The 23,694-nt window shown below is 71.0% G+C and carries 28 protein-coding genes; 14 read left to right on the top strand and 14 right to left on the bottom strand.

Annotated features, from left to right (window positions below; translation table 11 throughout):
• Positions 1 to 47: 47 nt before the first annotated feature.
• The 3 genes from RIU97_RS39615 to RIU97_RS39605 all read right to left on the bottom strand — a co-directional run bounded on the left by RIU97_RS39615 (position 48) and on the right by RIU97_RS39605 (position 1,860).
• Positions 48 to 599 carry a GNAT family N-acetyltransferase gene (locus tag RIU97_RS39615; protein ID WP_404962312.1) on the bottom strand — a complete coding sequence of 184 codons (552 nt, stop codon included), beginning with the start codon at positions 597 to 599 and terminating at the stop codon, positions 48 to 50.
• 86 nt (positions 600 to 685) lie between these two features.
• Positions 686 to 1,192 (bottom strand): NUDIX hydrolase, encoded by a 507-nt coding sequence (locus RIU97_RS39610; protein ID WP_404962311.1) that lies wholly within the window; start codon positions 1,190 to 1,192, stop codon positions 686 to 688.
• Between the two features lie 59 nt (positions 1,193 to 1,251).
• A complete protein-coding gene (locus tag RIU97_RS39605; RefSeq protein ID WP_404962310.1) occupies positions 1,252 to 1,860 on the bottom strand; it encodes a hypothetical protein in 609 nt (202 codons plus the stop codon).
• A 679-nt stretch (positions 1,861 to 2,539) separates the two neighbouring features.
• Between RIU97_RS39605 and RIU97_RS39600 the strand changes: the two genes are divergently transcribed.
• Positions 2,540 to 3,082 (top strand): MOSC domain-containing protein, encoded by a 543-nt coding sequence (locus RIU97_RS39600; protein WP_404962309.1) that lies wholly within the window; start codon positions 2,540 to 2,542, stop codon positions 3,080 to 3,082.
• 243 nt (positions 3,083 to 3,325) lie between these two features.
• On the opposite strand, the gene RIU97_RS39595 is transcribed toward RIU97_RS39600, so the two are convergent.
• Together RIU97_RS39595 and RIU97_RS39590 are read right to left on the bottom strand one after the other, a co-directional pair.
• Entirely contained in the window at positions 3,326 to 3,553 is a 228-nt protein-coding gene (locus RIU97_RS39595; protein ID WP_404962308.1) for a hypothetical protein, read from the bottom strand.
• Positions 3,554 to 3,726: 173 nt separating this feature from the next.
• The gene (locus tag RIU97_RS39590; RefSeq protein WP_404962307.1) at positions 3,727 to 5,001 is read right to left on the bottom strand and encodes an MFS transporter; all 1,275 of its coding nucleotides are present in this window, start codon (positions 4,999 to 5,001) and stop codon (positions 3,727 to 3,729) included.
• 98 nt (positions 5,002 to 5,099) lie between these two features.
• Between RIU97_RS39590 and RIU97_RS39585 the strand changes: the two genes are divergently transcribed.
• Positions 5,100 to 6,185, top strand: a complete 1,086-nt coding sequence (locus RIU97_RS39585; RefSeq protein WP_404962306.1) for a DUF5937 family protein — start codon at positions 5,100 to 5,102, stop codon at positions 6,183 to 6,185.
• A gap of 73 nt (positions 6,186 to 6,258) precedes the next feature.
• On the opposite strand, the gene RIU97_RS39580 is transcribed toward RIU97_RS39585, so the two are convergent.
• The gene (locus tag RIU97_RS39580) at positions 6,259 to 6,582 is read right to left on the bottom strand and encodes a hypothetical protein (RefSeq protein WP_404962305.1); all 324 of its coding nucleotides are present in this window, start codon (positions 6,580 to 6,582) and stop codon (positions 6,259 to 6,261) included.
• Positions 6,583 to 6,824: 242 nt separating this feature from the next.
• On the opposite strand from RIU97_RS39580, the gene RIU97_RS39575 reads away from it, so the two are divergent.
• From RIU97_RS39575 to RIU97_RS39560, 4 genes are all read left to right on the top strand, one after another.
• Positions 6,825 to 8,177 (top strand): acyltransferase family protein, encoded by a 1,353-nt coding sequence (locus RIU97_RS39575; RefSeq protein ID WP_404962304.1) that lies wholly within the window; start codon positions 6,825 to 6,827, stop codon positions 8,175 to 8,177.
• A 67-nt stretch (positions 8,178 to 8,244) separates the two neighbouring features.
• On the top strand, positions 8,245 to 8,616 hold the full coding sequence (locus tag RIU97_RS39570; RefSeq protein WP_404962303.1) for a hypothetical protein: 372 nt from the start codon (positions 8,245 to 8,247) through the stop codon (positions 8,614 to 8,616).
• A gap of 138 nt (positions 8,617 to 8,754) precedes the next feature.
• A complete protein-coding gene (locus tag RIU97_RS39565; RefSeq protein ID WP_404962302.1) occupies positions 8,755 to 10,218 on the top strand; it encodes an MFS transporter in 1,464 nt (487 codons plus the stop codon).
• A gap of 58 nt (positions 10,219 to 10,276) precedes the next feature.
• Entirely contained in the window at positions 10,277 to 10,528 is a 252-nt protein-coding gene (locus tag RIU97_RS39560) for a hypothetical protein (protein ID WP_404962301.1), read from the top strand.
• A 19-nt stretch (positions 10,529 to 10,547) separates the two neighbouring features.
• On the opposite strand, the gene RIU97_RS39555 is transcribed toward RIU97_RS39560, so the two are convergent.
• Positions 10,548 to 11,120, bottom strand: coding sequence for a TetR/AcrR family transcriptional regulator (locus tag RIU97_RS39555; protein WP_404962300.1), 573 nt, complete (start codon positions 11,118 to 11,120; stop codon positions 10,548 to 10,550).
• Between the two features lie 119 nt (positions 11,121 to 11,239).
• Between RIU97_RS39555 and RIU97_RS39550 the strand changes: the two genes are divergently transcribed.
• The 6 genes from RIU97_RS39550 to RIU97_RS39525 all read left to right on the top strand — a co-directional run bounded on the left by RIU97_RS39550 (position 11,240) and on the right by RIU97_RS39525 (position 15,400).
• Positions 11,240 to 11,680: a nuclear transport factor 2 family protein gene (locus tag RIU97_RS39550; protein WP_404962299.1), complete on the top strand. Its 441-nt coding sequence runs from the start codon at positions 11,240 to 11,242 to the stop codon at positions 11,678 to 11,680.
• A 57-nt stretch (positions 11,681 to 11,737) separates the two neighbouring features.
• Positions 11,738 to 12,679 carry an oxygenase MpaB family protein gene (locus tag RIU97_RS39545; RefSeq protein ID WP_404962298.1) on the top strand — a complete coding sequence of 314 codons (942 nt, stop codon included), beginning with the start codon at positions 11,738 to 11,740 and terminating at the stop codon, positions 12,677 to 12,679.
• Positions 12,680 to 12,842: 163 nt separating this feature from the next.
• Positions 12,843 to 13,070 (top strand): hypothetical protein, encoded by a 228-nt coding sequence (locus RIU97_RS39540; RefSeq protein WP_404962297.1) that lies wholly within the window; start codon positions 12,843 to 12,845, stop codon positions 13,068 to 13,070.
• Positions 13,067 to 13,474: an actin-binding ADF family protein gene (locus RIU97_RS39535; protein WP_404962296.1), complete on the top strand. Its 408-nt coding sequence runs from the start codon at positions 13,067 to 13,069 to the stop codon at positions 13,472 to 13,474. Before RIU97_RS39540 ends, RIU97_RS39535 begins: the two co-directional genes overlap by 4 nt.
• 105 nt (positions 13,475 to 13,579) lie before the next feature.
• The gene (locus RIU97_RS39530) at positions 13,580 to 14,884 is read left to right on the top strand and encodes a cytochrome P450 (RefSeq protein ID WP_404962295.1); all 1,305 of its coding nucleotides are present in this window, start codon (positions 13,580 to 13,582) and stop codon (positions 14,882 to 14,884) included.
• A 93-nt stretch (positions 14,885 to 14,977) separates the two neighbouring features.
• Entirely contained in the window at positions 14,978 to 15,400 is a 423-nt protein-coding gene (locus tag RIU97_RS39525) for a CBS domain-containing protein (protein ID WP_404962294.1), read from the top strand.
• A 54-nt stretch (positions 15,401 to 15,454) separates the two neighbouring features.
• Here the strand turns inward: RIU97_RS39525 and RIU97_RS39520 are convergent, their stop codons facing one another.
• The gene (locus tag RIU97_RS39520) at positions 15,455 to 15,778 is read right to left on the bottom strand and encodes a hypothetical protein (protein ID WP_404962293.1); all 324 of its coding nucleotides are present in this window, start codon (positions 15,776 to 15,778) and stop codon (positions 15,455 to 15,457) included.
• Positions 15,779 to 16,285: 507 nt separating this feature from the next.
• On the opposite strand from RIU97_RS39520, the gene RIU97_RS39515 reads away from it, so the two are divergent.
• Complete coding sequence (locus RIU97_RS39515; protein WP_404962292.1) at positions 16,286 to 16,645, top strand: DUF2231 domain-containing protein; 360 nt, start codon at positions 16,286 to 16,288, stop codon at positions 16,643 to 16,645.
• On the opposite strand, the gene RIU97_RS39510 is transcribed toward RIU97_RS39515, so the two are convergent.
• From RIU97_RS39510 to RIU97_RS39485, 6 genes are all read right to left on the bottom strand, one after another.
• Positions 16,646 to 17,740 (bottom strand): sensor histidine kinase, encoded by a 1,095-nt coding sequence (locus RIU97_RS39510; RefSeq protein ID WP_404962291.1) that lies wholly within the window; start codon positions 17,738 to 17,740, stop codon positions 16,646 to 16,648.
• Complete coding sequence (locus tag RIU97_RS39505; protein WP_404962290.1) at positions 17,733 to 18,407, bottom strand: response regulator transcription factor; 675 nt, start codon at positions 18,405 to 18,407, stop codon at positions 17,733 to 17,735. The genes RIU97_RS39510 and RIU97_RS39505 overlap by 8 nt, the downstream gene beginning before the upstream one ends.
• Before the next feature lie 68 nt (positions 18,408 to 18,475).
• The gene (locus RIU97_RS39500) at positions 18,476 to 19,180 is read right to left on the bottom strand and encodes a VanZ family protein (protein WP_404962289.1); all 705 of its coding nucleotides are present in this window, start codon (positions 19,178 to 19,180) and stop codon (positions 18,476 to 18,478) included.
• 113 nt (positions 19,181 to 19,293) lie between these two features.
• Positions 19,294 to 19,659 (bottom strand): PRC-barrel domain-containing protein, encoded by a 366-nt coding sequence (locus tag RIU97_RS39495; protein ID WP_404962288.1) that lies wholly within the window; start codon positions 19,657 to 19,659, stop codon positions 19,294 to 19,296.
• 205 nt (positions 19,660 to 19,864) lie between these two features.
• On the bottom strand, positions 19,865 to 21,592 hold the full coding sequence (locus RIU97_RS39490) for a thiamine pyrophosphate-dependent enzyme (RefSeq protein WP_404962287.1): 1,728 nt from the start codon (positions 21,590 to 21,592) through the stop codon (positions 19,865 to 19,867).
• Between the two features lie 139 nt (positions 21,593 to 21,731).
• A complete protein-coding gene (locus RIU97_RS39485; RefSeq protein ID WP_404962286.1) occupies positions 21,732 to 22,856 on the bottom strand; it encodes a mechanosensitive ion channel family protein in 1,125 nt (374 codons plus the stop codon).
• A gap of 460 nt (positions 22,857 to 23,316) precedes the next feature.
• Between RIU97_RS39485 and RIU97_RS39480 the strand changes: the two genes are divergently transcribed.
• Positions 23,317 to 23,682, top strand: coding sequence for a PRC-barrel domain containing protein (locus RIU97_RS39480; protein ID WP_404962285.1), 366 nt, complete (start codon positions 23,317 to 23,319; stop codon positions 23,680 to 23,682).
• Positions 23,683 to 23,694 lie beyond the last annotated feature (12 nt).

Raw genomic sequence — 23,694 nt, 5'->3', positions numbered from 1 at the left:
GGGTCATTCGCCGGTGGTCGCATTGGTCGGATCATCGACCACCTGACTCAACCCGATGACGTGACCGGGGACCACACGCCGAACCACTGTTCGGCTCCGTACTCCTGGAACCGCTCCACCTCGGTGAACCCCAGCTTCGCCGCGAGGCGCATCGCGCGGTCGTTGGCGTTCTGGGTGCAGAGCACCACCACAGGCTCGCCGGGAAGCGTGCCGGCGAACCACTCGAGCACTGCTGCGCACGCCTCGGCGGCGTACCCGCGTCCCCACGCCTGCGGCAGGAACATGTAACCGAGCTCGGTTTCCCCGGCATCCGGACGGACGTGCCCCGGACGCTCTGGATCGCGCCGATCGAGAGTGATCATGCCGATCATCGCTCCATCGAGATCGATCACGAAGAAGCCAGGGCGCCGCCCGGGCACCTCAGGTACCGCGCGTTCGAGCTCATCACGCGGTCGAGGGCCACCGATGTAGGTGCCCACCTCTGGCGATGCGAACAACTCGATGAACGCCGCACGGTCTCGGGCCTCGGACTCGCGGAGCACGAGCCGTTCGGTCCTCATCGCGGCAGGCGGCCAGGCGACGTGTTCGAGTCCAGTCATGGCGGGCAACCTATCCCACGCCCGTGAGAGTGCTCCGCAGGCAAGCACTGAAGGTTGCGGAACACGCCGCTCCCCCGGGCGCCCGCCTAGAGCGTGCCCGGGCGATCTTGTAGGGCCGCGGAGATCAGGTCGTGGATGAGGAACTCCCCGGGAGCGCGGTTCTCCTTGAGGCGGGGCAGGTCTTCGGGGCCGAACCAGTCGTATGTGGTGTGCTTGGACCATTCCAGGGCGGGGTGGTCCAGGTCGCCCTCGACCTCTACGAGGTAGTCGGCCTCGTGACGTACCCCGTGACCGTCGTCGCCGGTCCACGTGGTGACGCCGAGCAGGCGGCGTACCTGGCTCAGACGCCAGCCCGTCTCCTCTCCCACTTCCCGTGCGAGCGTGTCCAACAGGGCCTCGCCGGGCTCGACGTGTCCGCCCACGATGTCCCAGCAGTCCGGGAAGAGTTGCCGGTCCGGGCTGCGCTTCTGGGCGAAGGCCCGGCCGTGCCGGTCGAGAATCACCGCGCCCACGGCCCACAGCTCGCCCTCTGCCGGGACGGGTGTCTCGACACCGCTGCTGACGACGACACCCAGGTGCTGGTCTGTTGCCATGGGCCCCAATCTAGCGGCGTGTCTGATCACCGTCCCGGTGCGTTGGCTATCCGGCCCGGTCAGTTCAGAGTGAGCTGGAAGTACGCCGTTTCCCGGAAGTCGGCGGTCGGCGGGTCTACTTCCACGGTGACCGGGATCCCCTTACTGCCCGGCTTGATGCGGACCGGAACGGTGCGCTTCTCGTCCGCGCCCAGGGGTGGCATGAGGGCGGCGGCGGACTCCCGCCGGTTCAGCCAGGTCAGGCCGTACCCGGAGGCGTAGTCGTCGAGCGACTTGCCCGCGCGGACGACCAGTGGTGCGGAGCCGGATTCCGACACGCTGGAGTCGGACGACTCCCCGCCGGGGCGGAGCTCTTCGTCAGTGTCGTTCTCGTAAGTCACGGTGAGGCTGTAGCTGCCGTCGGACTCTTCGCGCGGTCGGCTGACGGTCACCTTCAGGCCGTCCTCGTACCGGGCGGTCGCGCCGGGGCCGAGGGGGTCTGCCACGTATCCGGAAGGGCCGCTCTGTTCCAGCTGGCCGTAGCCGTCGAAGCCCTTCTCGAACTCGGCCAGTGCCCAAGCCCCCACGCCAAACAGGACTATGAGGACGACGACGGCGACCGCGCAGCCGTTGAACCACCGCGGCTTGTCCGCGGTGGGGGTGTCGGTGGGGGTCGGGTTCGTGTCCATACGGGCATGGTAGGGAGCGGCAGCCGCGCGGATCATGAGCAGGCGTACTCATGGGCGTCTGAGTAGCCTCGTACGCCAGTTCACGATGTCGCATGCGTGAACAGGCTTCTCCGGGAGGACGGCGGCGCCGACGTAGGCCCCGCCGTGTTCTGTCTGGCGAGCGGCTTGCTGCTGCGCGAGGCGGTCGATTCGGGCTCGCCCGCGTTGGTCCGGGCGCTCCTGGATGGCAGGATCCGGGGGCGCGCTGCCACGTCCGAGCTACTGAGCATGCAGGACCTCGCCCGCCCCAGCCCGCCTACCCGGACGGGCCGAGAGACACGCAAGCAGGGCAGTCGGCATGCACGGCAAGGGCACCGGGGCTAGCCTGGACATGAGTTGATCAGTGTGAGTCGATCCCATCATCTCTTCACAGCTGTTGCTCGCCCCGTTATTGAGATCGCCCCGTTGTCGCCGGAGCCCGGCCCCTAGGCGGGAGATTCGGATGAAGAGACGCGGTCAACCAGGACTGGCAGCTCGTGAAAACGCAGGACTGGGGATCCGGGCCCGCCGTAGATTGAGCCCGCCCTCACTCTGGACCACGCCGGAGCACTCCGGACCACGCTGGACGCGAGCCTTCGCCGCCGGGTCCGGGGGTTAGGGTCGTAGCTGACCATTGCCACTGAGGAGGGGGCTCCCGCGGATGTACGGAGTAGTGACGGCAGTCAGCAGCAACAGCGAGTACTCGTTCACCAAGCCGAACCGGGACAGCATCACGCTGCTCCCCGGCCTCGGCGTCGAGGGTGACGTGCACGCCGGCGTGACGGTCAAGCACCGGTCGCGCGTCGCTCAGGACCCCACGCAGCCGAACCTGCGCCAGGTCCACCTCATCCATGAAGAGCTTTTCGCCGAGGTCGGTGCGGAGGGATTCGAGGTGGTGCCGGGTGACCTCGGCGAGAACATCACCACCCGCGGGATCGATCTGCTCGGCCTGCCGGTCGGCACGCTGCTGCACATCGGCGACGATGCAGTGCTGGAGGTGACCGGCCTGCGCAATCCGTGCCTGCAGATAGACAACTTCCAGGACGGGCTGCTGAAGCAGGTCGTCGGCCGCGACGAGGCCGGGAACATCGTGCGCAAGGCCGGAATCATGACCATCGTGAAGAAGGGCAGCGCGGTGCGTCCGGGCGACACGATCAAAGCGGAGCTTCCCAGCGGGCCGCACCGGCCCCTGGAGCGGGTCTGACGGCTCGGCCCCAACATCAGTCGCGGGTCGGCCCGTTAGGGGCTGCCCAGCGAACCCAGGCGCGCGGGCGATCGCACTGGGGGCCGGGCCACCCTCCGCCGGCTCTATGACAAGTTGGCGACCGGCCCGGAGTAGAGCCACCACGAGGCCGCCTACTGCGAGCGCGGGTCACGCAGCGGGCGGCTTGCGGGCTTCGACCGCCACGACACGGAAATGGGAGTCGCTGGCTGAAGGGCCCGCCGGTCAGGCGACCTTCTGGCGCTCGGGCGCCTTCCGCATCTTCACCCCGCCGACGATGAGCGCCAGCCCCACGACGACGACGCCGAGGTAGGCGGTGGACGGAAGGTCGACGATCTTGTGCATCCAGCCCCACTCCGTGCCGAAGAAGGTCTGCGAAGCGAAGCTGACAAGCCCCTGGGCTCCTACGACGTAGCCGATGCTTTCGACGGTGTATCCGATGGTTGTTCGCACGGATCAACCCTCTCGCGGCGGTGCCGCAAGAGCGTCCTCCTCAGGGCCGAAAACACAATAGGCCAAAGGATGCAGTCGCTTGCGGAGAGCACCGGCACAGCACCCCGCCGCGGAAGGAGTGATCGAGGCTGTCGATGAGAGCTCTCCCAGGCTCCCGTCCACGGACTCCCGTCTCAACCAGTCCAGTCCGCCCAGGTCACCGGCTTCCGGCCGAGCAACTTCGCTGAGAGGGGTCGCCCTTCGCCGGGTTGGTCCTTTTCGGTGGCAACGGCGCCGGCCGAGAGGAGCGTTGCGGTGGCGAGGCTGCCCCAGAGGGCGGCCGGGCCGTGTGGGGCGAGAGCGGTGATGACCGCCGGGGAGACCGCGAGGCCGAAGCCCGTGGAGAGCTCGAAGCGGGCGAGGGTGCGTCCCAGGACGTGGGCCGGGGCGAGGACGGTGACGAGCGCGGTGGCGCTGCCCGCATAGATGATCTCGCCGACGGTGCAGACCACGGACACCGCGGCTACGGCCGGGGCACCCCAGCCGTGTCCCAGTGAGGTGGCCGCGAGGAAACCGACGTAGGACGCCGCGAGTACCACGCCGGCGAGGGCCAGCACGGTCCGCCGGGAGAAGCGGGACATCAGGACGGTGACCGGAACCTGCAGGGTGACCACCAGCACCGTGTTGGCCACGAAGATGGCAGCCGACCACACCGGGGATGCGTCCAGCTGTGTCATCAGGACCAGCGGGAGCGCGATTTCGGGGACGTTGAGACAGAAGGCGTAGAACACGTTGGCGGCCAGCAGCGCGCGCATCCGGGGGGCCGGTACGGGCCCGGACTCCCCGTCCTTGGCGGGGGTCGCGGCGGGATGGGCGCGCAGGTGGACCGACCACGCCAGGGCGGCAGCGGTGAGATAGGCGAGCCCAGTGACGGCCGCCAGCGCCTGCAGCGCGCTGGTGCCGCCCGCCAGGCATGCGGTGGCGAGGAGCGCGCCCGCGCCCATGCCGGCGTTGCGCAGGGCGCGGCCTCCCGCGAGAGCGGTGTCGCGTTCCCGGCCGTGGGCGACCGTGGCCACGAGAGCCGCGTGGGCGGCGGGCCATGCCTGGTTGCCGATGCTGAGGAAGAGCGCCGCCGCCCCGAACAGCCAGACGTGCCCCGCCGGGGTCGCCAGCAGCAGTGCTACGCCCACCACCCGCACCAGCATGGACGCCGCGACGACCGCGCTGCGTGCGCCGCGGTCCAGCCATCGGCCCACCGCGGGCATGCAGCCCAGACCCACGACGACGCCGACCGTCATGGCGATGCCGGTGGCTGGCGCGGACAGCCGCAGGACGGTGACCCCGTAGAGCAGCAGGAAGGGCCGCAGCAGGCCGGTGCCGAGTGCGTCCACGGTCAGGGCGACGGCGTAGCGGGGGCCTCCGGAGGCGCGGACGAGGGCGCGGGGCCGGATCTTGGTGGTGGTTGCCATGGCGTCAACGGTGAGTTCGGCCGCCGGGTCGGCCCCGCCGGTTGACGGACATCGTCAACCGGCGCCGTCGCAGGCCGGGCGGTCAGTGATGATGAGGGGTGACCTTGAGGATCGACATCAGCGGCCTGCCGTCCGAGCGGCTGCGGTTCGCCGCCTCCCCGCTGGCCGAGCTGACCGCGATGCTGCACGTGCTGGCCGAACCCGGGCACCATCCGCAGTTCGCCGACTGGGCCGGGGAGGTCTGGGCCGGGCTGCGGCCGGAGCTGGCCGAGCGGTTGCGGGAGGCCGAGTTCCTCTGGCGTTCCTCCCAGGCCGACTTCCTGATCCCCGCCCGGCCTCGGCCGACCCTCGCGGAGGAGTTGGACGAGGTGGACCGGATCGACGACGAGACGTACGTGACCGCCGCGCTCGTCACCACGTGCGGCGGCAACCGCGTCCGCTTCGCCGCACCGTCGCCGCTCACCGACGCGACTGCGCGCGAGCGGGCCCTGGACCTGGCGCAAGCCCGCGGAGCGCGGCAAGAGGCCTTCGCGGAACGGCTGCTCGCGGACCCGTCCGCCGTACGGGCTCGGATGCGCCACACCCTCGAACAGTGCGCGGAGGCCTTCTTCGACGCCGCCTGGGCCGGCGTCGCCGTGCAGCTCGCCACCGACCTGCGCCTGAAGAACGACCTGCTGAAGCGCCAGGGCATCGGGGCGGCGCTCGCATCGGTCTCCGGTGCGGTCACCCTGGCACCGGACGGCGACTGCATCATCGTGGACAAACTGCAGGACAAGACGACCGCAGCCCACGGCGCCGGGGTCACCTTCATCCCCAGTGTGTTCGGCCGCCCGCACCTGGTGGCGGTCCACGCGCCGGGGTGGCAGCCCGTGGTGCAGTACCCCGTGGCCGAGGCGGGTCCGTCAGAGCCGGTGCCGCTGGAGACGGTCACACTCCGGCTGGAGGCGCTCGCACATCCGGTGCGGCTGCGGCTGCTGCGCACCCTGGCCCGTGGCCCGCACACCACTCGTGAGCTGGCCCACACCTGGGAGCTTTCACCCCCGGAGGTCTCCCGCCACCTCGCCGCCCTGCGCCGCGCGGGCCTGCTGACTGCCCGGCGGGACGGTCGCTATGTCCGCTACACCCTTAATCTTCCCGATCTGACGGCGCTGGGCACCGACCTGCTGGCGGCCGTACTGCGCTGAGTGGCTTCGGCCGGCTGGATACGCGGGCGACCGCCGCCGTGTCGGCTGGGGTGTCGTCGGCCGGAGCCGTGCGTCAGCTGCTGCACTGGGTCAGTTCGCCGCCCTGCCGGACGCTGTACTGGCCGGGCGCCACGTTCATGACCTGGAAGCCGCCGTTCTCGGCGATCTCGACGGTCCCACCGAAGCCGGCCGACCCCTGGTAGTAGGCCGGGCCCGGAGTGAAACCACCTCCGGAGAGGTGCACCTTCCCGTTCTCGAGCACGCCGGAAACCGAACAGGTCGCGGCCGGTACGGCAGCCGGCGCGGACAGGGGGACGGCAGCGAGGGCGGTGGGGGCGGCGACGAGCGAGGCGACCGCGAGGGGGGTGAGGACGAGGAGGCGTGTGCGCCGTTTCATGAGTCTTCCTTAGAGTTCCTTGGCCTTTCGTCCTTACCAGGACGAATCGGAAAGCCGCCGGCTGCGGGGCGCTTGGCCTGGGCCCCTGGTGCACCCGGGCCAAAAGCCGGAGCCACGGCCGCATTTCCATCGTCACCCCGGCCCTCACCGGGTGCGACCGGGCACCGGGTACCTCGTCCGCTGCCCGGACCCGGCCGCTCCGTAACGACGGCCAAGGTCCGAGCTTCGGATATCGTCCCTGCGTGAAGCTCATACCCCCACTCACCCAGCGGAGGGCCGCCGCCCCGGCTGCCGCACCCGGTGCCCGGCTCGGCTGGCTGGACGCGCTCCGCGGCATCGCCGCTCTGATCGTGGCACTGCACCACTTCGACGTGCTGAGGATGCTGCCCTTCGGGGGCATGGTCTGGCGCAACTTCGACATGGGCCTGTTCGGCGTCATGCTCTTCTTCATCGTCAGCGGCTACATCATCCCGGCCTCGCTGGAGCGACGGGGAGACGTACGCGGCTTCTGGATCGGCCGGATCTTCCGGATCTACCCGGCCCTGATCGCCGCCTTCGTCCTCTCGATCATGATGCTCCCGGCCGGGGACGGCTCGGTCGCGCTGCTGCGCACCGGCGACGACCTGGCCTCGCTGGTCGCGAACGGCCTGATGCTCCAGGACCTGCTCGGCGTCATCAACGGCATGAACGTCACCTGGACGCTCTGCTACGAGATGGTCTTCTACTTCTTCGTCACCGCCCTGTTCACTCGTGGTCTGCACCGGCACAGCGGGCCGATCGCGGTGGCTCTGGCCGGCGTCGCCCTGGCGATCGGTACGGCCGTCGGCACCCAGCTCGTGAGCGCGGAGATCGGCTCGCCCCGGCAGCTCCTGCTGATCGTGACGCCGATCGTGCTCGTGGGCCTCGCCTGCGTGCTCAGCGGCAGACGCCTGATGACCGGGACGGGCGCCCTGCTGCTCGCCGGGGTCGGCCTGGCCCTGGTCACGCTGAACGGCCGGGCCCCCGCCTTCGAGACCTGGATGATCTTCGCGACCATGTTCGCCGGCACCGTCGTGTACCGGGCGCAGCACGGTCAGCTCGCCCGGGTCCCGGCCCTGCTCTCCTGCGGTTTCGTCGTCGTCGCGGGTGTCCTGGTCGGCTGGCTCTACAACCACGGCGAGGCCCTGGAGCGGACCTGGTCCGCGGGCTGGAAGGCCTGGTCGGTCGCCTACCTCGCCGCGTGGGTGCTCTTCGGCATCGGCTTCCTCCTCCGGGGGCGCCGCTTCCCGAAGCCGCTCACCTGGCTCGGCGCGATCAGCTTCTCGGTGTACCTGCTGCACATCCCGCTGCTGCACACCGTCGCACCGCTGGTGGGCATTCCGCCGCAGCCGTCCTCGACGCTCGGCCGGTTCGCCTGGACGGCGATCTTCCTGGGCGTCGTACTGGCCGTCAGCTACCTGATGTACCGCCTGGTCGAGATGCCGATGCAGCGCCTCGGCCGGCGCGTACAGAAGGCGGCGGAGCGCCGCTGGCCGCGGAGCGTCCCCACGGCGCCCGTCTCGCCTGCGGCCCCTGCCGAGGCCGCCGCGGTCATGTCCGGTACGTCCCGGAACTGATCAGGGCGGACCGGCCCCGGGGACCCGGACCTGTCCTCGGGGGCGGCCCCGGCCGCATAATGCGGCGGTGAACAGCAACCACCTGATCCTCGACTGCGGGCTGCCGTTCGAGGAGCGGGTCAGGGATCTCGTGCGGCTGTGGATCCGCGACGGCCGTGGGCGCGACCACCTCCTGACCGGCAAGGCCTTCTTCGCGGTGTACTCCTGGCACCTCGAGCACCGGACCGACCACGACATCACGTGGGCGGAGTTCGTCGCCGCCTCCTACGACTCCATCGGGGGCGGCGGCGGCTGGGAGGCCATGCTGCGGGAGCGGGCCCTGTGCGACGGATGCGGGGACCGGTACCGGCTGGAGAACATCGGAGTGTGCACCGGGTGCATGCGGTACACCTGCTATGCCTGCGGCGCCCACCCGTCCTGCACCGGCGAGACCGTCTGACGGCGTCGCCGGAGTCCGCGGGAACTCCCCGGGGGGCGGCGTACCGTGGGTCGTTGACGGGGTGGGTGAGGTCCGGCTGTATAGGGTCTTGCCAGCAGTCCGTAAGCGCAGACGTGACCGATCATCAGGGGTGCTGCCGTGGGACCCGTAGGGACTTCGTCTGCGCCCGGCGGGCTCGGCTGGAACCGTGGGACGGCGACGCTGGTGCTGCTCTCGTTCGCCATGCTGATCGTTTCGCTCGACCAGTACATCGTGGTCGTGGCACTTCCCGACATCGCCGCCGACCTCGGCTATTCGGCGCAGACGCTCCAGTCGGTCATCAGCGCCTACGTGGTGACCTCGGCCGGCTTCCTCCTGTTCGGCGGGCGTGCCGCGGACCTGCTCGGACGACGTCGCATCCTGGCCACCGGCCTCGCGCTCTATGCCGGGGCGGCGTTCGCGGGAGGACTCGCGACCGGACCGGGTGCACTCCTCGCCGCTCGCGCGGTCCAAGGTCTCGGCGGAGCCCTGGTCTTCCCGACCACCCTGGCCGTCATCAACACCACCTTCGTCGAAGGCCGTGCCCGCAACCGCGCCTTGGGGATCTGGGGAGGGGCGGGCGCGGCCGGACTCGTCATCGGTGTGCTGCTCGGCGGTCTTCTGACGCAGGTGTTCGGCTGGGAGGCCGTCTTCTTCGTCAACGTCGTCCTGGCCGGCCCCGCGCTGCTGCTGGCGTTCGTGGTGATCCCCCGGGACGGCGAGCGCGAGAAGGGCCGCACGTTCGACCTGCCCGGTGCGATCAGCAGCTCCCTCGGTGTCACACTCATCGTCTTCGCCCTCGTGCAGGGACCCGGATCGGGCTGGCTTTCGCCGGGCATCCTGGTGAGCTCAATGGCCGGCCTCCTGTTGATCGGAGCCTTCGTCGTCATCGAGCGGCGCAGCTCCGACCCGCTCATGCCGACCCGGCTCCTCTCCAACCCCAACCTGATCACCGGCGTCGTCATCGCCTTCATGTTCATGGCGACCTTCGGCTCGGTGCTGTACTTCCTGTCCCTCTACTTCCAGGAGGTTCTGGGCTACGACGCCTTGCAGACCGGCGCCGGCTTCGTCATCCCCACCGCAGTGGTGGTGGCCGGTTCGACCGTTGCGGGCCAGCTCGTCACGCGGTTCGGTCTCAGGCGCACGCTGGCCGCCGCCCTCGCCGTGGGTGCGCTCGGTGCGGTCGCACTCGGCCTCGCGATCTCGCCGAACGGCACGTACGTCGAACTCGTTCCCGGCCTCGTGGCACTCGGCGTGGGCGACGGGGTGGTCTTCACCACCATGTTCATCGCCGCCGCCACCGGAATCCCCGACCGGGACCAGGGCATCGCCTCGGGCATCGCCTCCACCGGCTCGGGCGCGGGTGCGGCCGTCGGCCTCGCCGTCCTCGTCCTGGTGTCGACCGCCGGCCTCGACGGCCTCTCCGGCGAACAGCTCCGGATCGCCGGCGCCCACGGGATCAGCACCGCGCTGTTCGTCGTGGCGGGTGGAATCGCTGCGACCTTCCTCGTCGCCATGAGCCGGTGCCCGACCCCGTCCGAACCGGTACCCGGCCCTGTGCCGTACCAGACCCGTCGCTGCTGACAGCGCTTCCCGGGGACGCCGCGACTCGTGCGGCGTACGCTCGTCCGCAGGAGAATTCGTGGTCGACGGCACCGCGCAGGGTCATGACCGGGTATGCGGGCTAACCAGGGAGAGCAGCCGGATCCGGCCGAGCGCGTTCACCCCACGCTACGGGGAGAGCCTCGCCGAGCTGGGGGTCGGCGGCGCCAATCCGAATGCGATGTTCACCGCCGTGATGGCGGTCAACCAGCTCCGCGAGCTCGGGCTGCGGCCGCAGTCCGACGACGTCGACGCGCTCTGGGCCCGTCCCATGCTCCGAAACCCCGCGTAGCCCCCACCACCGGCCCGGTTCAGCGTGGCCGCAGCCCGTCGAAGACGACGTCGAAGATGCGCTCCCGGGGCGCCGGATCCGCTCCGAGCTGTTCCAGCGCCCGGCCGGTGCCGGCCAGGAGGGCGATGAACTCCGGCAGGCCCAGTTCCGGGCGGACCGCTCCGGCCCGTTGCGCGCCGGCCAGCAGATCGGCCAGCCGGGCCTGGATCTCCATGGTCGGCTCCTGCAGAGACGCGTGTACGTCCACCCCGGCCGCAGCGAGAGCCTGGGTGAACTCGTTCTTGCCCTCGGACTGTTCCACCACCAGGCGGAAGCAGGCGAAGAAGGCCTCGGCGGGCCCGGCCTCGGCGGCCAGCCGCGCGGTCCGGGCCGCCATCTCCTCCAGCCTGCGGACCATCACCGCCTCCAGCAGTGCCTCCTTGGTCGGGAAATGCCGGAAGAGTGTGCCGACTCCGACCCCGGCGGTCCGCGCGATCTCCTCGGTCGGCACGCCGACACCGCGGGTGGTGAACACCTCCGTGGCGACATCCAGCAGCCTGGCCCGATTGCGTGCCGCGTCCGCCCTCAGTGGGCGCTCCTGACCGCCAGCCATCCCTCTCCGCCTTTCGCAGGCGACGGCGGAACCACCCTGGACAACCGGAGTCTCCAGTCCGTATCGTGAAAACGGAGTCGCTAGTCCGATTCTATCCACGGTCTCACTGGAGGTTCGTCATGCCCGAAACGCTGTCGCCGCGCGAGGTCTTCCACAAGCTGATCGAGGGCATCGGCGCGGGGCGGTACACGGAGCTGGCCGAGCTCTACGCCGAGGACGCCGTGGTGGAGACCGTCTTCGAGCCGGTCGGGCCGCGCCGGGTCGAGGGGCGGGCGGCGCTCAGGGAGCGCTTCGCCCAGGTCTCCGCGAGTTCGCCCGTGGAACTGACCCCGGCGAACGTGATCGTCCGGGAAACCGAGGACGCGGAGGTGGTCGTCGCCGAGTTCGACTACCAGGTGCACCACCGCGTGACGGGACGGAATTTCGAGGTCGCCAACATCCTGGTGCTGCGGGTCCGCGACGGCCTGATCGTCAGCAGCAGGGACTACCACGACCACCTCGCCCTCATCGTGGCCGGCGGCAACCTCCTTCAGCTGGTGGAGGCGCTGGAAGGCAAATAGCACCAGGGCCGCTGCCGGTCGGTGCCCGCGGCGGCAACGGGTGGGCATACTGCTGTCATGGGCCGGTGGAGGACAGCTTTCACAGGCGCCCGTACGTTCGCAGGTACCCCTGCGCGCGCCCGTGCGCGGCTGGGCGAGGCCCTCTTCCTGCGGGTTGCCGGGCCCTCGGGTCCGGACACCCGCAGCCGCGTCCACCTCACGCCCGGTCCGCGCTGGTTCGGGCCGGACCACCCTGTGCGGCGGGTCCACGCCGACGCCGCCCTGTTCGTCGGCGGGATCGGCGCCCTGCTGCTGCAGTCCCTGCACCCTCTGGCGATGGCCGCCGTGGCCCGGCACTCCGCGTACCGGGAAGACCCCTGGGGCAGGCTGCAGAGCATCAGCACCTTCCTCGCCTTCACCACCTTCGGCACGGCGGACGACGCGCAACGGGCGGTCGACCGTGTCATCGCGGTGCACCGGACGGTCAGCGGGCAGGCTCCCGGAGGCGAGCGGTACGCGGCCACGGACCCCGCCCTCCTCGAATGGGTGCACGACGCCGAGCTGAGCTGTTTCCTCCGCTCCCACCAGCGCTACGGCTCCCGCCCGCTGAGCGGCCCGGACCAGGACGCGTACGTGGCGGGCATGGCGCGGGTCGGGGCGGCGCTGGGTGTCACCGACCCGCCACGCACCAGCGCGGAACTCGCCGCCCGCATCGAGGACTACCGGCCGCAGCTGCGCGGCACCCCCGAAGCCAGGGAGGCGGCCCGCTTCATCCTCCGCCACCCGCCACTGCCGTGGGCGCTGCGCCTGCCGTACGGGGCCCTGGCCGCGGGCGCGGTCGCACTGCTGCCGGCCTGGGCCCGGGCAGAGCTGGGGCTGCCCCGGCGATTCCCGCTGGAGCGGTGGTGGGTGCGGCCCGTGGCCCGCGCGGCGGTCCGCCTGGTTCGGTGGTCGCTGCCTCCGGCGCCCGTGCCGGCCTGGGCTGCCGATCCCGTGCCCGATAACGCGTCGGCCCCGTGACGCGCGGCTGCGTCCGGGTTTCGCCGGCCGCGGGCCGGGCAGGCGCCATCAGGCGGCTCGGGCCGGGAGCGAGGAGACTTGACGCGAGCGGGCCCCAGTACCGCGAGCAGATCGGCACTACCGCGAGCGGATCGGCCCGGCCCGGGCATCGAGGAGGTGCGACATGAGCCGACCGGAGCAGCCGCGCCACCGTGCGCCCACACCGCCGTCGGACGCCGTCGGCGAGAGCGGGGACCGCGAGGCCCGGCAGACAGCGGACGAAGCCGTGACGGGCCGCACGCAAGACGCCGGTGGGCGTCACGCCGCAGGCCATTCCGCCAAGCGGCAGCGCCCGGGAATCGGCCGCGAGGAACAGATCCGGCAGCACCCGCAGGGAGACGATCGCCCGTGAGCAGCCGGCCTATCACCGTGGACGACAGCTGCCTGAGCGCCTTGCAGGAGCTGAAGAGCAAACGTGAGATCAACACGGTCTTCTACCGGCTGAACGAGCCCTTGGACACCGTGGTCGTCGAGAGCCAGGCGAACCTCACGCACGAGGAGATGCTGGAGTCGCTTCCGGCCGACGAACCCCGGTTGGTCGTGTACGACCTGCACTTCGCCGCGTCGGACGGGGCCCGCAGGAGCGACCTCGTGATGATCCTCTGGATGCCCGACGCGGCGCCGTCGGCGCACAAGCTCGCCTACTCCTCCGCCCACCGCGTCCTTCAGGAGGTCCTGGACGGTATCCAGGTCACCGTCCGGGCCACGACCGTGTCCGACCTGGCCTACAACGAGCTCGCATCCCAGGCCGTCTGACAGGGACCGGCGGCGGGGACCGGGGCCTGTGGCCGGGACCTGCGGCCGGGACCGGGACCTGCGATCGCTCCTGATCGCGGTCCCCCGATCCCGTAGGGGCAGATCATGTCCGTTCTGTTGACCGACAGCACCCTGTCCCTGCTGACCCACGGCTACGCGTGGGCCCCGGACCTGCGCCGGTCCCACCACGGTGCGCCCGTGGTCTCCACCCACCTGTTCGGCCGTCGCGCGGCGCTGCTGCACGGGCCCGGGGCCGTCGCCCTGTTTTATGACGAGAGCCATGTCCAGCGGCACGGCGCCCTCCCCTCGCACGTGCTCGACGCCCTCTTCGGCAAGGGAGCGGTCCACAGCCTGGACGGGCCGCCACACCGGGTGCGCAAGGAGCTCTTCGTCTCCCTGCTCATGTCTCCGGGCTCCATCGCCACTCTCACCGAGAGCATCGAGGACGGCTGGCGCGAAGCCGTGACGACCTGGGAAGGCCGCAGGGTGGTCCTCTTCGACGAGGTGGCCACACTCCTCACCCGGGCGGTCTGCGCCTGGGTGGGTCTGCCGGTTCCGGAGGACGCGGCCCGGGAGGTCGCCGAGGACTGCGTCGCCATGATCGACGGATTCGCCACGGCAGGACCCCGTCGCGTACGTGCCCGACACGCCCGGCACCGCCAGGAACGGGCCCTCGCGGCCGCCGTCGCCGACCTCCGCAGACTCGGACCGCACCCCGACGGCGTCTTCTCCCCGTCCCGGCACGCGTCACTGGCCGGGAGCCCACTGGAGGCGGTCGCGCTCCACCGCGAGCAGGACGGCACCCTGCTCGATCCGCACACGGCAGCCGTCGAGCTGTTGAACATCATCCGTCCCACCGTCGCCATCACATGGTTCGCCGTCTTCGCCTCCCACGCCCTCCACCGCTATCCCGGTGTGCGCGACCAGCTGCGCGGGGGTGGCCGCGTCCATGCCCGAGCGTTCGCCCACGAGGTTCGCCGCTTCTACCCGTTCGTGCCCTTCATCGGAGCTGTCGCCGCTCACGACCTCGCCCTCGCCGGTCACGAGATCCCCGCCGGGACCCACCTCCTCCTCGACGTGTACGGGCACCATCACGACCCGGAGCTGTGGGACCGGCCGTACCACTTCGACCCCGGACGCTTCCTCGGCCACGAACCCGACCGTGACGCGCTGATCCCGCAGGGCGGGGGCGACGCGCGCACAGGCCACCGCTGCCCCGGCGAGGACATCACCGTTTCCCTGCTGGCCGCGCTCGCGCCGGTCCTGGCCGATCTGGACTTCGCCGTACCCCAGCAGGACCTGTCCATCCCGCTGAGCCGGATCCCGACCCGGCCCCGCAGCGGATTCGTGATCGAAGTCGCACACCAGCCGAGGAGCCACGGCGCCCGGCGGTTCCAGCCCCAGGCGTGAGCCGGGCCATCTGCCCGCGCCCTGTCGGAGGCCTAGTCGGCGCCGGGGCGGGTAGCAGCCCGGCAGGAGCACCTTCCAGCAGTCGGAGGAACCATGACGCGACGCGTCCACGAGGTGATGACCAAGAATCCGGTGACCGTCGAAAAGCAGACGTCACTGGCGGAAGCGGCGCGCGTGATGCGGGACGCCGACATCGGAGACGTGCTCGTCGTCGACGGGGGCCGGCTGTGCGGCATCCTGACCGATCGCGATCTGGTCGTCCGTGCCATGGCCGAGAACAGGGATCCCGCCGAGACGACCGTGCAGGCCGTCTGCAGCAGTGCGCCGGTCACCGTCCGGCCCGACGACAAGGTGGACCATGCCGTCGACCTCATGCGCCGGAAGGCGCTGCGGCGCCTGCCCGTGCAGACCGAGGACGGTGACATCGTCGGCGTCGTCACGCTGGGCGACCTCGCGGTCGAACAGGACCCGGGGTCGGCTCTCGCGGCGATCTCGGCCGCGGAGCCCGACAGCTGACCGGCCTCCGACAGCTGACCGAGCTGACCGGCCGCTGGGCGATCGCGGACGCGCTCATCGGCGCCCGCGTCCGCGGCCGCGCCGCAGCAGCACGAGAACGGCCAGAACCGCTCCCGCGGCGAGCAGAGGCGTGCGATTGACGCGCGCCGCCCTCGCGGCCCGGCCGGCCTTGTCGAGAACCGGGTCCGGGGTCTTCTCCGCCGTCAACTGGCCCGCGCGCAGCACGGCCCGGGCGACCAGCCCGGATGCCCGAGCGGCCCAGGCCCTGCCCGCCGGCGCCTCAACGGCCTGCCCGAATCCGTCCTGGGTGAGCTCGACCTGCTCGCGCAGCTCCTCGGGGGTGGGCGTGCCGATACTCGTTCCGGGTTCGTTGGTCATCGGTGCGCTCTCTCCTTGATCTCGGCCAGGTCGGCCTCGACGCTGGCGATGGCCGCTTCGGGTACGGGCGCGGGGGCGTCGGCTTCGGCGATCCGCTCCTCGGTGCTCATCCGGAGCCTCCCCACTGCGTACGCCCTCCTGGCGCGGTTACCCCGTAATCGACCGGGCACCGGGCCGACAGCCGGGATTCTCGAGCCGTGCGGGCTCCGCCGTTGGCAGGCCGTCCGTTCGGGTGCAGTCGAGGCCGTGGCGGGATGGCGGCGTGCCGCCGGGTAGGCGTCGTGTATGAACTCATACGCCCCCGGTACTCCGACGGCAGTTGGGCAGACCTCGGCACTCGATGCGGCATCGGCAGGTTGGCTGAGGTCCCTCAGCCTGCTCGAACGGACGACGGTCGCCGATCCGGCGATCAGGCTGCTCCAGCGGGGAATCCGGTCGCTTCCTCTGGGCGGGATGCGGGATCTGTTGCGTGGCAGGCCACTGGGCCACCCGGTGCATCCCGTCCTGGTGCAGGTACCGATCGGCTGCTGGCTGTCCGCCGCCGTGCTGGACGTGGTGCCGGGGACGCAGCGTGCGGCAACGACCCTCACGGGCGTCGGGCTGGCCGGGGTCGCGCCGGCCGCGCTGGCCGGCTGGGCGGACTGGGCTGATCTGCCGCCCGAGCAGGCCCGGGTCGGGCTGGCCCACGCGGTCTGCAACGTGGCCGCGGTGGCCTGCTACTCCGTCTCCCTGACGGCGCGGCTCCGCGGCCGCACGGCGAAGGGCAGGCTGTGGTCGCTGGGCGGCCTGGCTGCCGTCGCCGTCACGGGTGCGCTGGGCGGGCACGTGGCCTACCGGCAGGCCGTCGGCGCTCAGCCCGGAGGCTAGCTAGAGGTCGTCCCGTGAGGGCGTGCCGGGAAGCCGGACCGTGACGTGGAGGCCGCCGGCGGGGCGGGGGACGAGGTCGAGGGTCCCGTCGTGGGCGCGGACGATGCTGTGCACGATGGCCAGGCCGAGGCCGACGCCGGCGTGCTCGTCGGTGCGTACGCGTTCCGTTCCGCGCTGGAAGGGTTCGGTGAGGGTCGGTACCAGCTCCGGTGGGAGCCGCCGGCCCGTGTTCTCGACCCGCAGCACGCTCGTGTCGCCGTCCGCCTCGGTGTGGACGGTCACGGTGCCGCCGGCGGGGAGGTTGTGGACGATGGCGTTCTGGACGAGGTTCGACGCCATCCGCAGCAGGAGCTCCGCAGAGCCGTTGGTCCGGGCCGCCCCGCCGGTGACGTCGAGCGTGATCCGGCGCTGTTCGGCGAGGGGAAGCAGCGTTTCGGCGGCTTCCTCGGCGATGAGGGAGAGGTCGACGCTCTCGGGGCGGAGGTTTCCGCGGTCGCCGCGGCTGAGCAGCAGGAGGGCCTCGGTGAGGTCGATCGCCCGCGTATTGACGGCGTGCAGGCGTTCGATGAGTTCGTCCCGGTCCCGCGTGGGGTCCTTGCGGGCGAGGTCGAGGAGCGTCCGCGAGATCGCCAGCGGGGTGCGCAGTTCGTGGGAGGCGTTCGCGGCGAACCGCTGCTGCTCGGCGACGTGGGACTCGAGTTGTTCGAGCATCGAGTCGAACGCGTCGGAGAGTTCGCGGAATTCGTCCTGGCGGCCCGTCATGCGGATGCGATGCGACAGCGACCCGTTTCCGGCCCTCCGTGCGGCGTCTGTGATCTGCGTGAGGGGTGCGAGCATCCGGCCGGCGAGGAGCCATCCCCCGACGAGGCCGAACACCAGCAGGAATGCCATCGCCACGGCCGCGGCGGGGGCGAAGGTGTGCACGAGGAGGTAGCGGTTGGGTGAGATCCCGAGCAGGCCCTGGGAGTTGTCGGGGACGTAGCGCAGCAGGAACACCCACACCACGGCGAGCAGGAGCGTGCCGGCGACGGCGAGGAATCCGGCGTAGCTGAGGGTGAGTTTGAGCCGGGCACTGAGCCCTGGGCGTCTACGCATGCGGACTGCCGGTGTCGATGCGGTAGCCGACGCCGGACACCGTGGCGATGGCCCATGGTTCGCCGAGTCGTTTGCGCAGGGCGGATACGGTGATGCGCACGGCGTTGGTGAGGGGGTCGGCGTTCTCGTCCCAGGCCCGCTCCAGCAGCTCTTCGGCGCTGACGACCCCGCCCTCGGCGGCGACGAGGACTTCCAGCACGGCGAACTGCTTGCGGGTGAGCGCGACGTAGCGTCCGTCGCGGAAGACCTCCCGGCGGAAGGGGTCGACCCGCAGGCCCGCGATCTCGCGGACCGGGGGCCGGGCGTACGCGCGTCTGCGGTCCAGCGCCCTCAGCCTCAGGACGAGCTCCCGCAGATCGAACGGTTTGGTGAGGTAGTCGTCGGCGCCGAGCTCGAACCCGGAAGCCTTGTCGTCGATCCGGTCGGCGGCGGTGAGCATGAGGATCGGGATGCCGTTGCCGGAGGCGACGATGCGCCGGGCGACCTCGTCGCCGGAGGGGCCGGGGATGTCGCGGTCGAGGACCGCGAGGTCGTAGGAGTTGACGCTGAGGAGTTCCAGGGCGGAGTCGCCGTCGCCGGCGATGTCGGCGGCGATCGCCTCCAGCCGCAGACCGTCCCGGACGGCCTCGGCCAGATAGGGTTCGTCCTCCACGATCAGTACGCGCATGTCCGAAGCCTAAGCAGCACGGGATATCGCCGACGTATCCACGGTCGTATCCACCCCGGACACTCCACTCAGCCTGCCGATACCAGCGCGGGGCGCGGCCGGTCCGACGGCGCTTGCGCCGAAGTGCGCCACCAGCGGCGCGATGCCAGCGCGGCCAGCACGGCCCCGGCGGCGTTGACCAGTACGTCGTCCACGGAGGACACCCGGTCCAGCCGCAGGACGTACTGTGCGATTTCGACCAGGACCGAGCAGCCCGCCCCGAGCGCCAGGATCCGCGGCACGGACGCCAGTGCCGCGAATCGCATCGGGGCGAAGAACCCCAGCGACGCGAAGACCAGCAGGTTGCCGACGATCCCCAGCGGCCCCATCGTGACCAGGTCCCGCAGCGGTACCAGGCTCACCCGGCCGGGGACGATGCCGGCTCCGGCGCCCGGCATCATGGTCATCCACAGGAACGGCACCGTCCCGTGGACCATGCCCACCTCGGCCAGCGACAGCCGCCATGCCGATGTCGCGCCGGAGGCACGCCGCCGGCGTGCGAGGGCCCACACCACCAGCACGGCCAACGGCAGCGCGACCAACGTCATGAGCACCACACCGTTGAAGGTGTCGAAGCAGCCGTGCCACCGCCCGGCCGTGCACGCCGGAGCCGACATCATGAGCGGCCCCCGCAGGACGTGCGCGGTGCCCGCGAGGCCGAGCACCGCCAGGCCGAGGAGCACGGTCCTGCGCGTGCGGCGGGGCGGCGGCGACAGGGATACGTTGTGGTTCATGCCCTCATTGGAGACGGAGGGCCGTCGCGGTGGCGTATGCGGTTTCCGATACGCCCGCGATACACGGGGCCCGGACTCGGCGCGTCGAGTCCGGGCCCCGTGCTCCTCGCAGGTCAGGCGAACGGGCCGCCGAAGGGGCCGCCGACGCCGTAGTACATGCCCAGCTGCTCACGGTAGCCCGCGTCGCCGAGGTGCTTTTCTTGGTGGAATTCCGGGGAGTCCTTGATCTGCTCCTTGGTGCGGTCCACGTGGATCACCCGCTGGTCCGGGTCGACCATGATCACGGTGCTGGCCGGCAGGAGCACTTCCTTGCCGAAGATCCACACACCGGTGTCCACGACCAGGTAGGCGTCACCGACCTCGTCGGAGTGCTTGTCGACCTTGCCGATGCTGCCGTCGACCGCCTCGACCTTGTAGCCGGTGAGGTCGGTACCGGCCAGGTGGCCCGACGTCGACTTGTAACTCCACACATCAGTCACGCGAAACAACTCCTCCGGTGAACGAAAGGACGGCGAGGGAGGTTTCGCCGCCCTTTCTCTTTCCGTTTGTCGTGCGGGCGGATTTCTCGTTTCCACTCGAACTCCGCCTCCGAAAACGCGTATGCCCCGGCTTTCCCGTTCTGCACGTACCGATTTGCCTTCAACTGCGCCCCGGGGCACATCGGATGGTCTCGTGAGAGGGCCGTCAGCCCTCACGGCCCGGCAGGAGCTCCTTGGCCTTGGCCACGGCGAAGCCCCAGCCCTGGGCCACGGTCGGCTTGCCGGGCACGGCGACTTCCTCCGGGTTGGTGAGCACGTCGAGCAGGACCGGTCCCGGTGTCTCGAACGCCCGGCGTACGCCCTCGTGGAGATCGGCCGGGTCGGTGACCCGGATCCCCGTCAGGCCGAGGGCCGTGGCGACCGCGGCGAAGTCGGGGTTGTCGAGCTCCGTGCCGAACTCGGGCAGACCCGCCTGCTCCTGTTCCAGTTTGACCATGCCCAGGCGGCGGTTGTCGAAGACGACGAGCTTCACCGGCAGCCGGTACGTTTTGATGGTCATGAGGTCGCCGAGCAGCATGCTCAGCCCGCCGTCCCCGCACAGTGCGACGATCTGCCGGTCGGGCGCCCACAACTGGGCACCGAGGGCCTGGGGCATGGCGTTGGCCATCGAGCCGAGGTTGTACGAGCCGATCAGGCGGCGGTCGCCGCGCATCGTGACGAAGCGGGAGAGCCAGACGGTGGCCATACCCGTGTCGGAGGTGAACACGGCGTCCTCGGCGGCGTACGCGTCCACGGCCGCGGCCAGCGCCTCGGGGCGGATGGCGTGCTCGCGGTTGTCCAGGGCGGCCCGCAGCTTCCCGGTCCAGCGGTGATCGTGGGCGGGGTCGGCCAGCCTCTGCTGCCCCTCCTGCCAGTCGGCGAAGCGTTTCCGCGCGTCGTCGAGGTGGGCGCGGTCCGGGGCCGCGTTCAGCAGCGGCAGCAGGGCCCGCAGCGTGGCGCCGACGTCGCCGGCCAGGCCCACGTCCACGGGGGTGCGGCGTCCCAGGTGCTCCTCGCGGGCATCTACCTGAACCACCTTGACGTCCTTCGGGTACCACTCCCGGTAGGGGAAGTCGGTCCCCAGCATGAGGAGCACGTCACCGCTGTCGAGCGCGTGGGCCGCGGCGGGGTTGCCGATCAGACCGGTCTGGCCCACCTGGAAGGCGTTGTCGTCCTCGAAGCCCTCCTTCGCCTTCAGCGTGAGGACCATGGGCGCCGCCAGCAGCTCGGCGGTCCGCAGGACCTCGGTACGGGACTCGCGGGCGCCCTGACCGACGAGCAGGGTCACACGGGAGGCCGCGTTCAGCAGCTCCGCCGCCCGGGCGAGGGCCGGGTCGTCCGGCCGGGTGACGGCGCGGTCGAGGGCGAACCGCGTGGGGCGATCGTCGCCCACTTCGCAATCCCCCAGATCGCCGGGGACGGTGAGGACGGCCACACCGCCCCGGGTCACGGCGGCGCGTACGGCGGATTCCAGCAGGCGCGGCATCTGGTCCGGGGAGGTGACGGTGGCCCGGTGGACGGCGACGTCGCGGAAGAGCAGGTCGTTGTCGACCTCCTGGAAGTAGTCGCTGCCGATCTCGGCCAGGGGGACCTGGCCGCAGATCGCGAGGACGGGGGTTCGGCTCTTGGCGGCGTCGTAGAGGCCGTTGAGCAGGTGCACGGAGCCGGGTCCCACCGTACCCATGCACACCCCGAGGGTCCCGGAGAGCTGGGACTGCGCCGAGGCGGCGAAGGCCGCGGCCTCCTCGTGCCGGCAGCCGACCCAGTTCAGGCCGACGGAGGTGCGGATGGCGTCGGTCAGCGGGTTCAAGGCGTCGCCGACCACGCCGAAGACGTGCTGGACGCCCAGTTCCTCGAGTGCGTCGACGATGACGTGGGCGACGGTGCGTGCCACAGGAGTGCCCTTCGTTTGCCGGTTCGGCGGATGAAGCGGTCGGGTTCGGCCGCGTACCAGTCGGCTGCCCAGCTTTCGGGCGGGGATGCGAGCGGTTGTCCGGGCGGGACGATGACGGCCGTGGCCGTCGGGTCGCCGTTCACCGGGGCTCTCGCGAGGTGACGGTCGCCTCCGGCTGGGCCGTACGACGGCCCTCGGTTCCGGCGGGGGCTTCCGGTCCCCGTGCCGGTCCGGGTGCCGGGTCCAGCAGGACGCGCGGCAGGGCGTCCGGGTGCTTCTCGGCGAGCCAGGCGACCAGTTGCTCCCGTACGGCGCAGCGCACCGTCCACAGGTCGTCGGGGTCCTTGGCGGTGACGATGACCCGTAGCACGACGGTGGAGGGCGTCGTCTCGGTGACGGCGAGGTCCCAGGCGCGGCCGTCCCACTCCTTGCAGCCGTGCAGGATCTCTTCGGCCTTGTCGCGCATGAGGGCCACGGGCACGCGGTGGTCGCAGTGGAGGAAGACGGTGCCGGTCATCTGGACGCCGCCGCGTGACCAGTTCTCGAAGGGGCGGGTGGTGAAGTACGAGACGGGCATGGTGATCCGGCGTTCGTCCCAGGTGCGTACCGCGAGGAAGGTGAGGGTGATGTCCTCGACCACCCCCCACTCGCCCGCGACCACGACGGTGTCGCCGATGCGCACCATGTCACCGAAGGCGATCTGGAAGCCCGCGAAGAGGTTTCCGAGGGTGGACTGCGCGGCGACGCCGGCCACGATTCCGATGATCCCGGCGGAAGCGAGCACGGACGTGCCGAGCGCGCGGAAGCTCGGGAAGGTGACGAGCATCGCGGCGACCGCGACGACCGCCACGAGGACCGTGACCACCCGCATGATCAGGGTCACCTGGGTGCGGACCCGGCGCAGCCGGGCCGGGTCGCGGGTGGCCGTGGCGTAGCGGGCGTACCCCGACTCGACGACGGCGGAGGCCACGGCCACCATCAGCCAGGCCCCCGCGCCGATCAGGGTCAGCGAGAGGACCCGGCCGACGGCGGCCGCGTGGTCCTGCAGCGGTGGCCAGGCGATCTGCCGGTAGGCACCCTTGAGCAGCGCGGCGAGGAGCACGATCTGCAGGGCGCGGCGGCACCGCCGCAGCAGGTTCCACAGGGGCGTTTCGGGGTGGCGGACGTCGGCTCGGCGCAGCAGCAGGTCGAAGGCCCATCCGGCCACGAAGGTGAGCAGGATCGAGCCGCCCAGGACGGTCAGCACACGAAGAGCGCTGTTCATATCTCCTCAACGGATGTAGGTGACATGGACGTTCACGCCCCTGCCCCGCGGGAGAGAGCTGACACAGGAGGACGGAGACCGGCGTGTGCGGCGCGGCCGGAAAGAGCGCCGGCCGAGGGGCGACGGCGTCCGGTTGCCGTGCGGGCCGGCCGGCGGCATGGCCTGCACCGGGTGCGGACGAGCCCCGGCCGCGTGATGGCGGGGGGATGCCACCACGCGGCTCGGGTCCGCTCGGGAGTCCGCGCCGCTCACCGTCTCGGACTCCCGTGACCGCGCTTATGGCCGGTCTCCATCGGCTCAAACGGTCGGAGCGCACTTTTTCTCGGAGCGAGTCGGCGGCTTTGCACGTACGGGAGTGGAACCGTGGGTGACCGGGCAGGCGCGCCGTCGACGGAGGTTCCCGCACCCCGGGGCCACGGGGGCGCAGGGGCCACGGTTTCGATCGAAGGAGTTGTTTCGCATGACGGAGAACGTGTGGGCCTACCGCGTCGGTGTCGACTACCTGGCGGCCGACCTCACCGGCTACGGGGTCGAGGCGGTCGACGGCGGCATCGGCAAGGTCGACAAGCACTCCGACGAGGTCACCGACGCCTATCTGGTCGTCGACACCGGCGTGTGGATCCTCGGCAAGGAGGTCCTGCTGCCGGCCGGGCTGGTGACCCGCATCGACCACGCGGCGGAGAAGGTCTACGTGGACCGTACGAAGGAACAGATCAAGGCCGCTCCGGAATTCCGTCGGGACGAGCACCTCGGAAACGCGGACCATCGCGAGGCGCTGGGCACGCACTACCTCTCCGGCATGCCGTTCGGCGTCCCGCCCGCCTGACCGGACGCCCTG

Origin of the sequence: Streptomyces sp. 147326 (assembly GCF_045000215.1) — a bacterium.
GTDB lineage: Bacteria > Actinomycetota > Actinomycetes > Streptomycetales > Streptomycetaceae > Streptomyces.
This window is presented reverse-complemented; position numbering and strand designations above follow the sequence as displayed.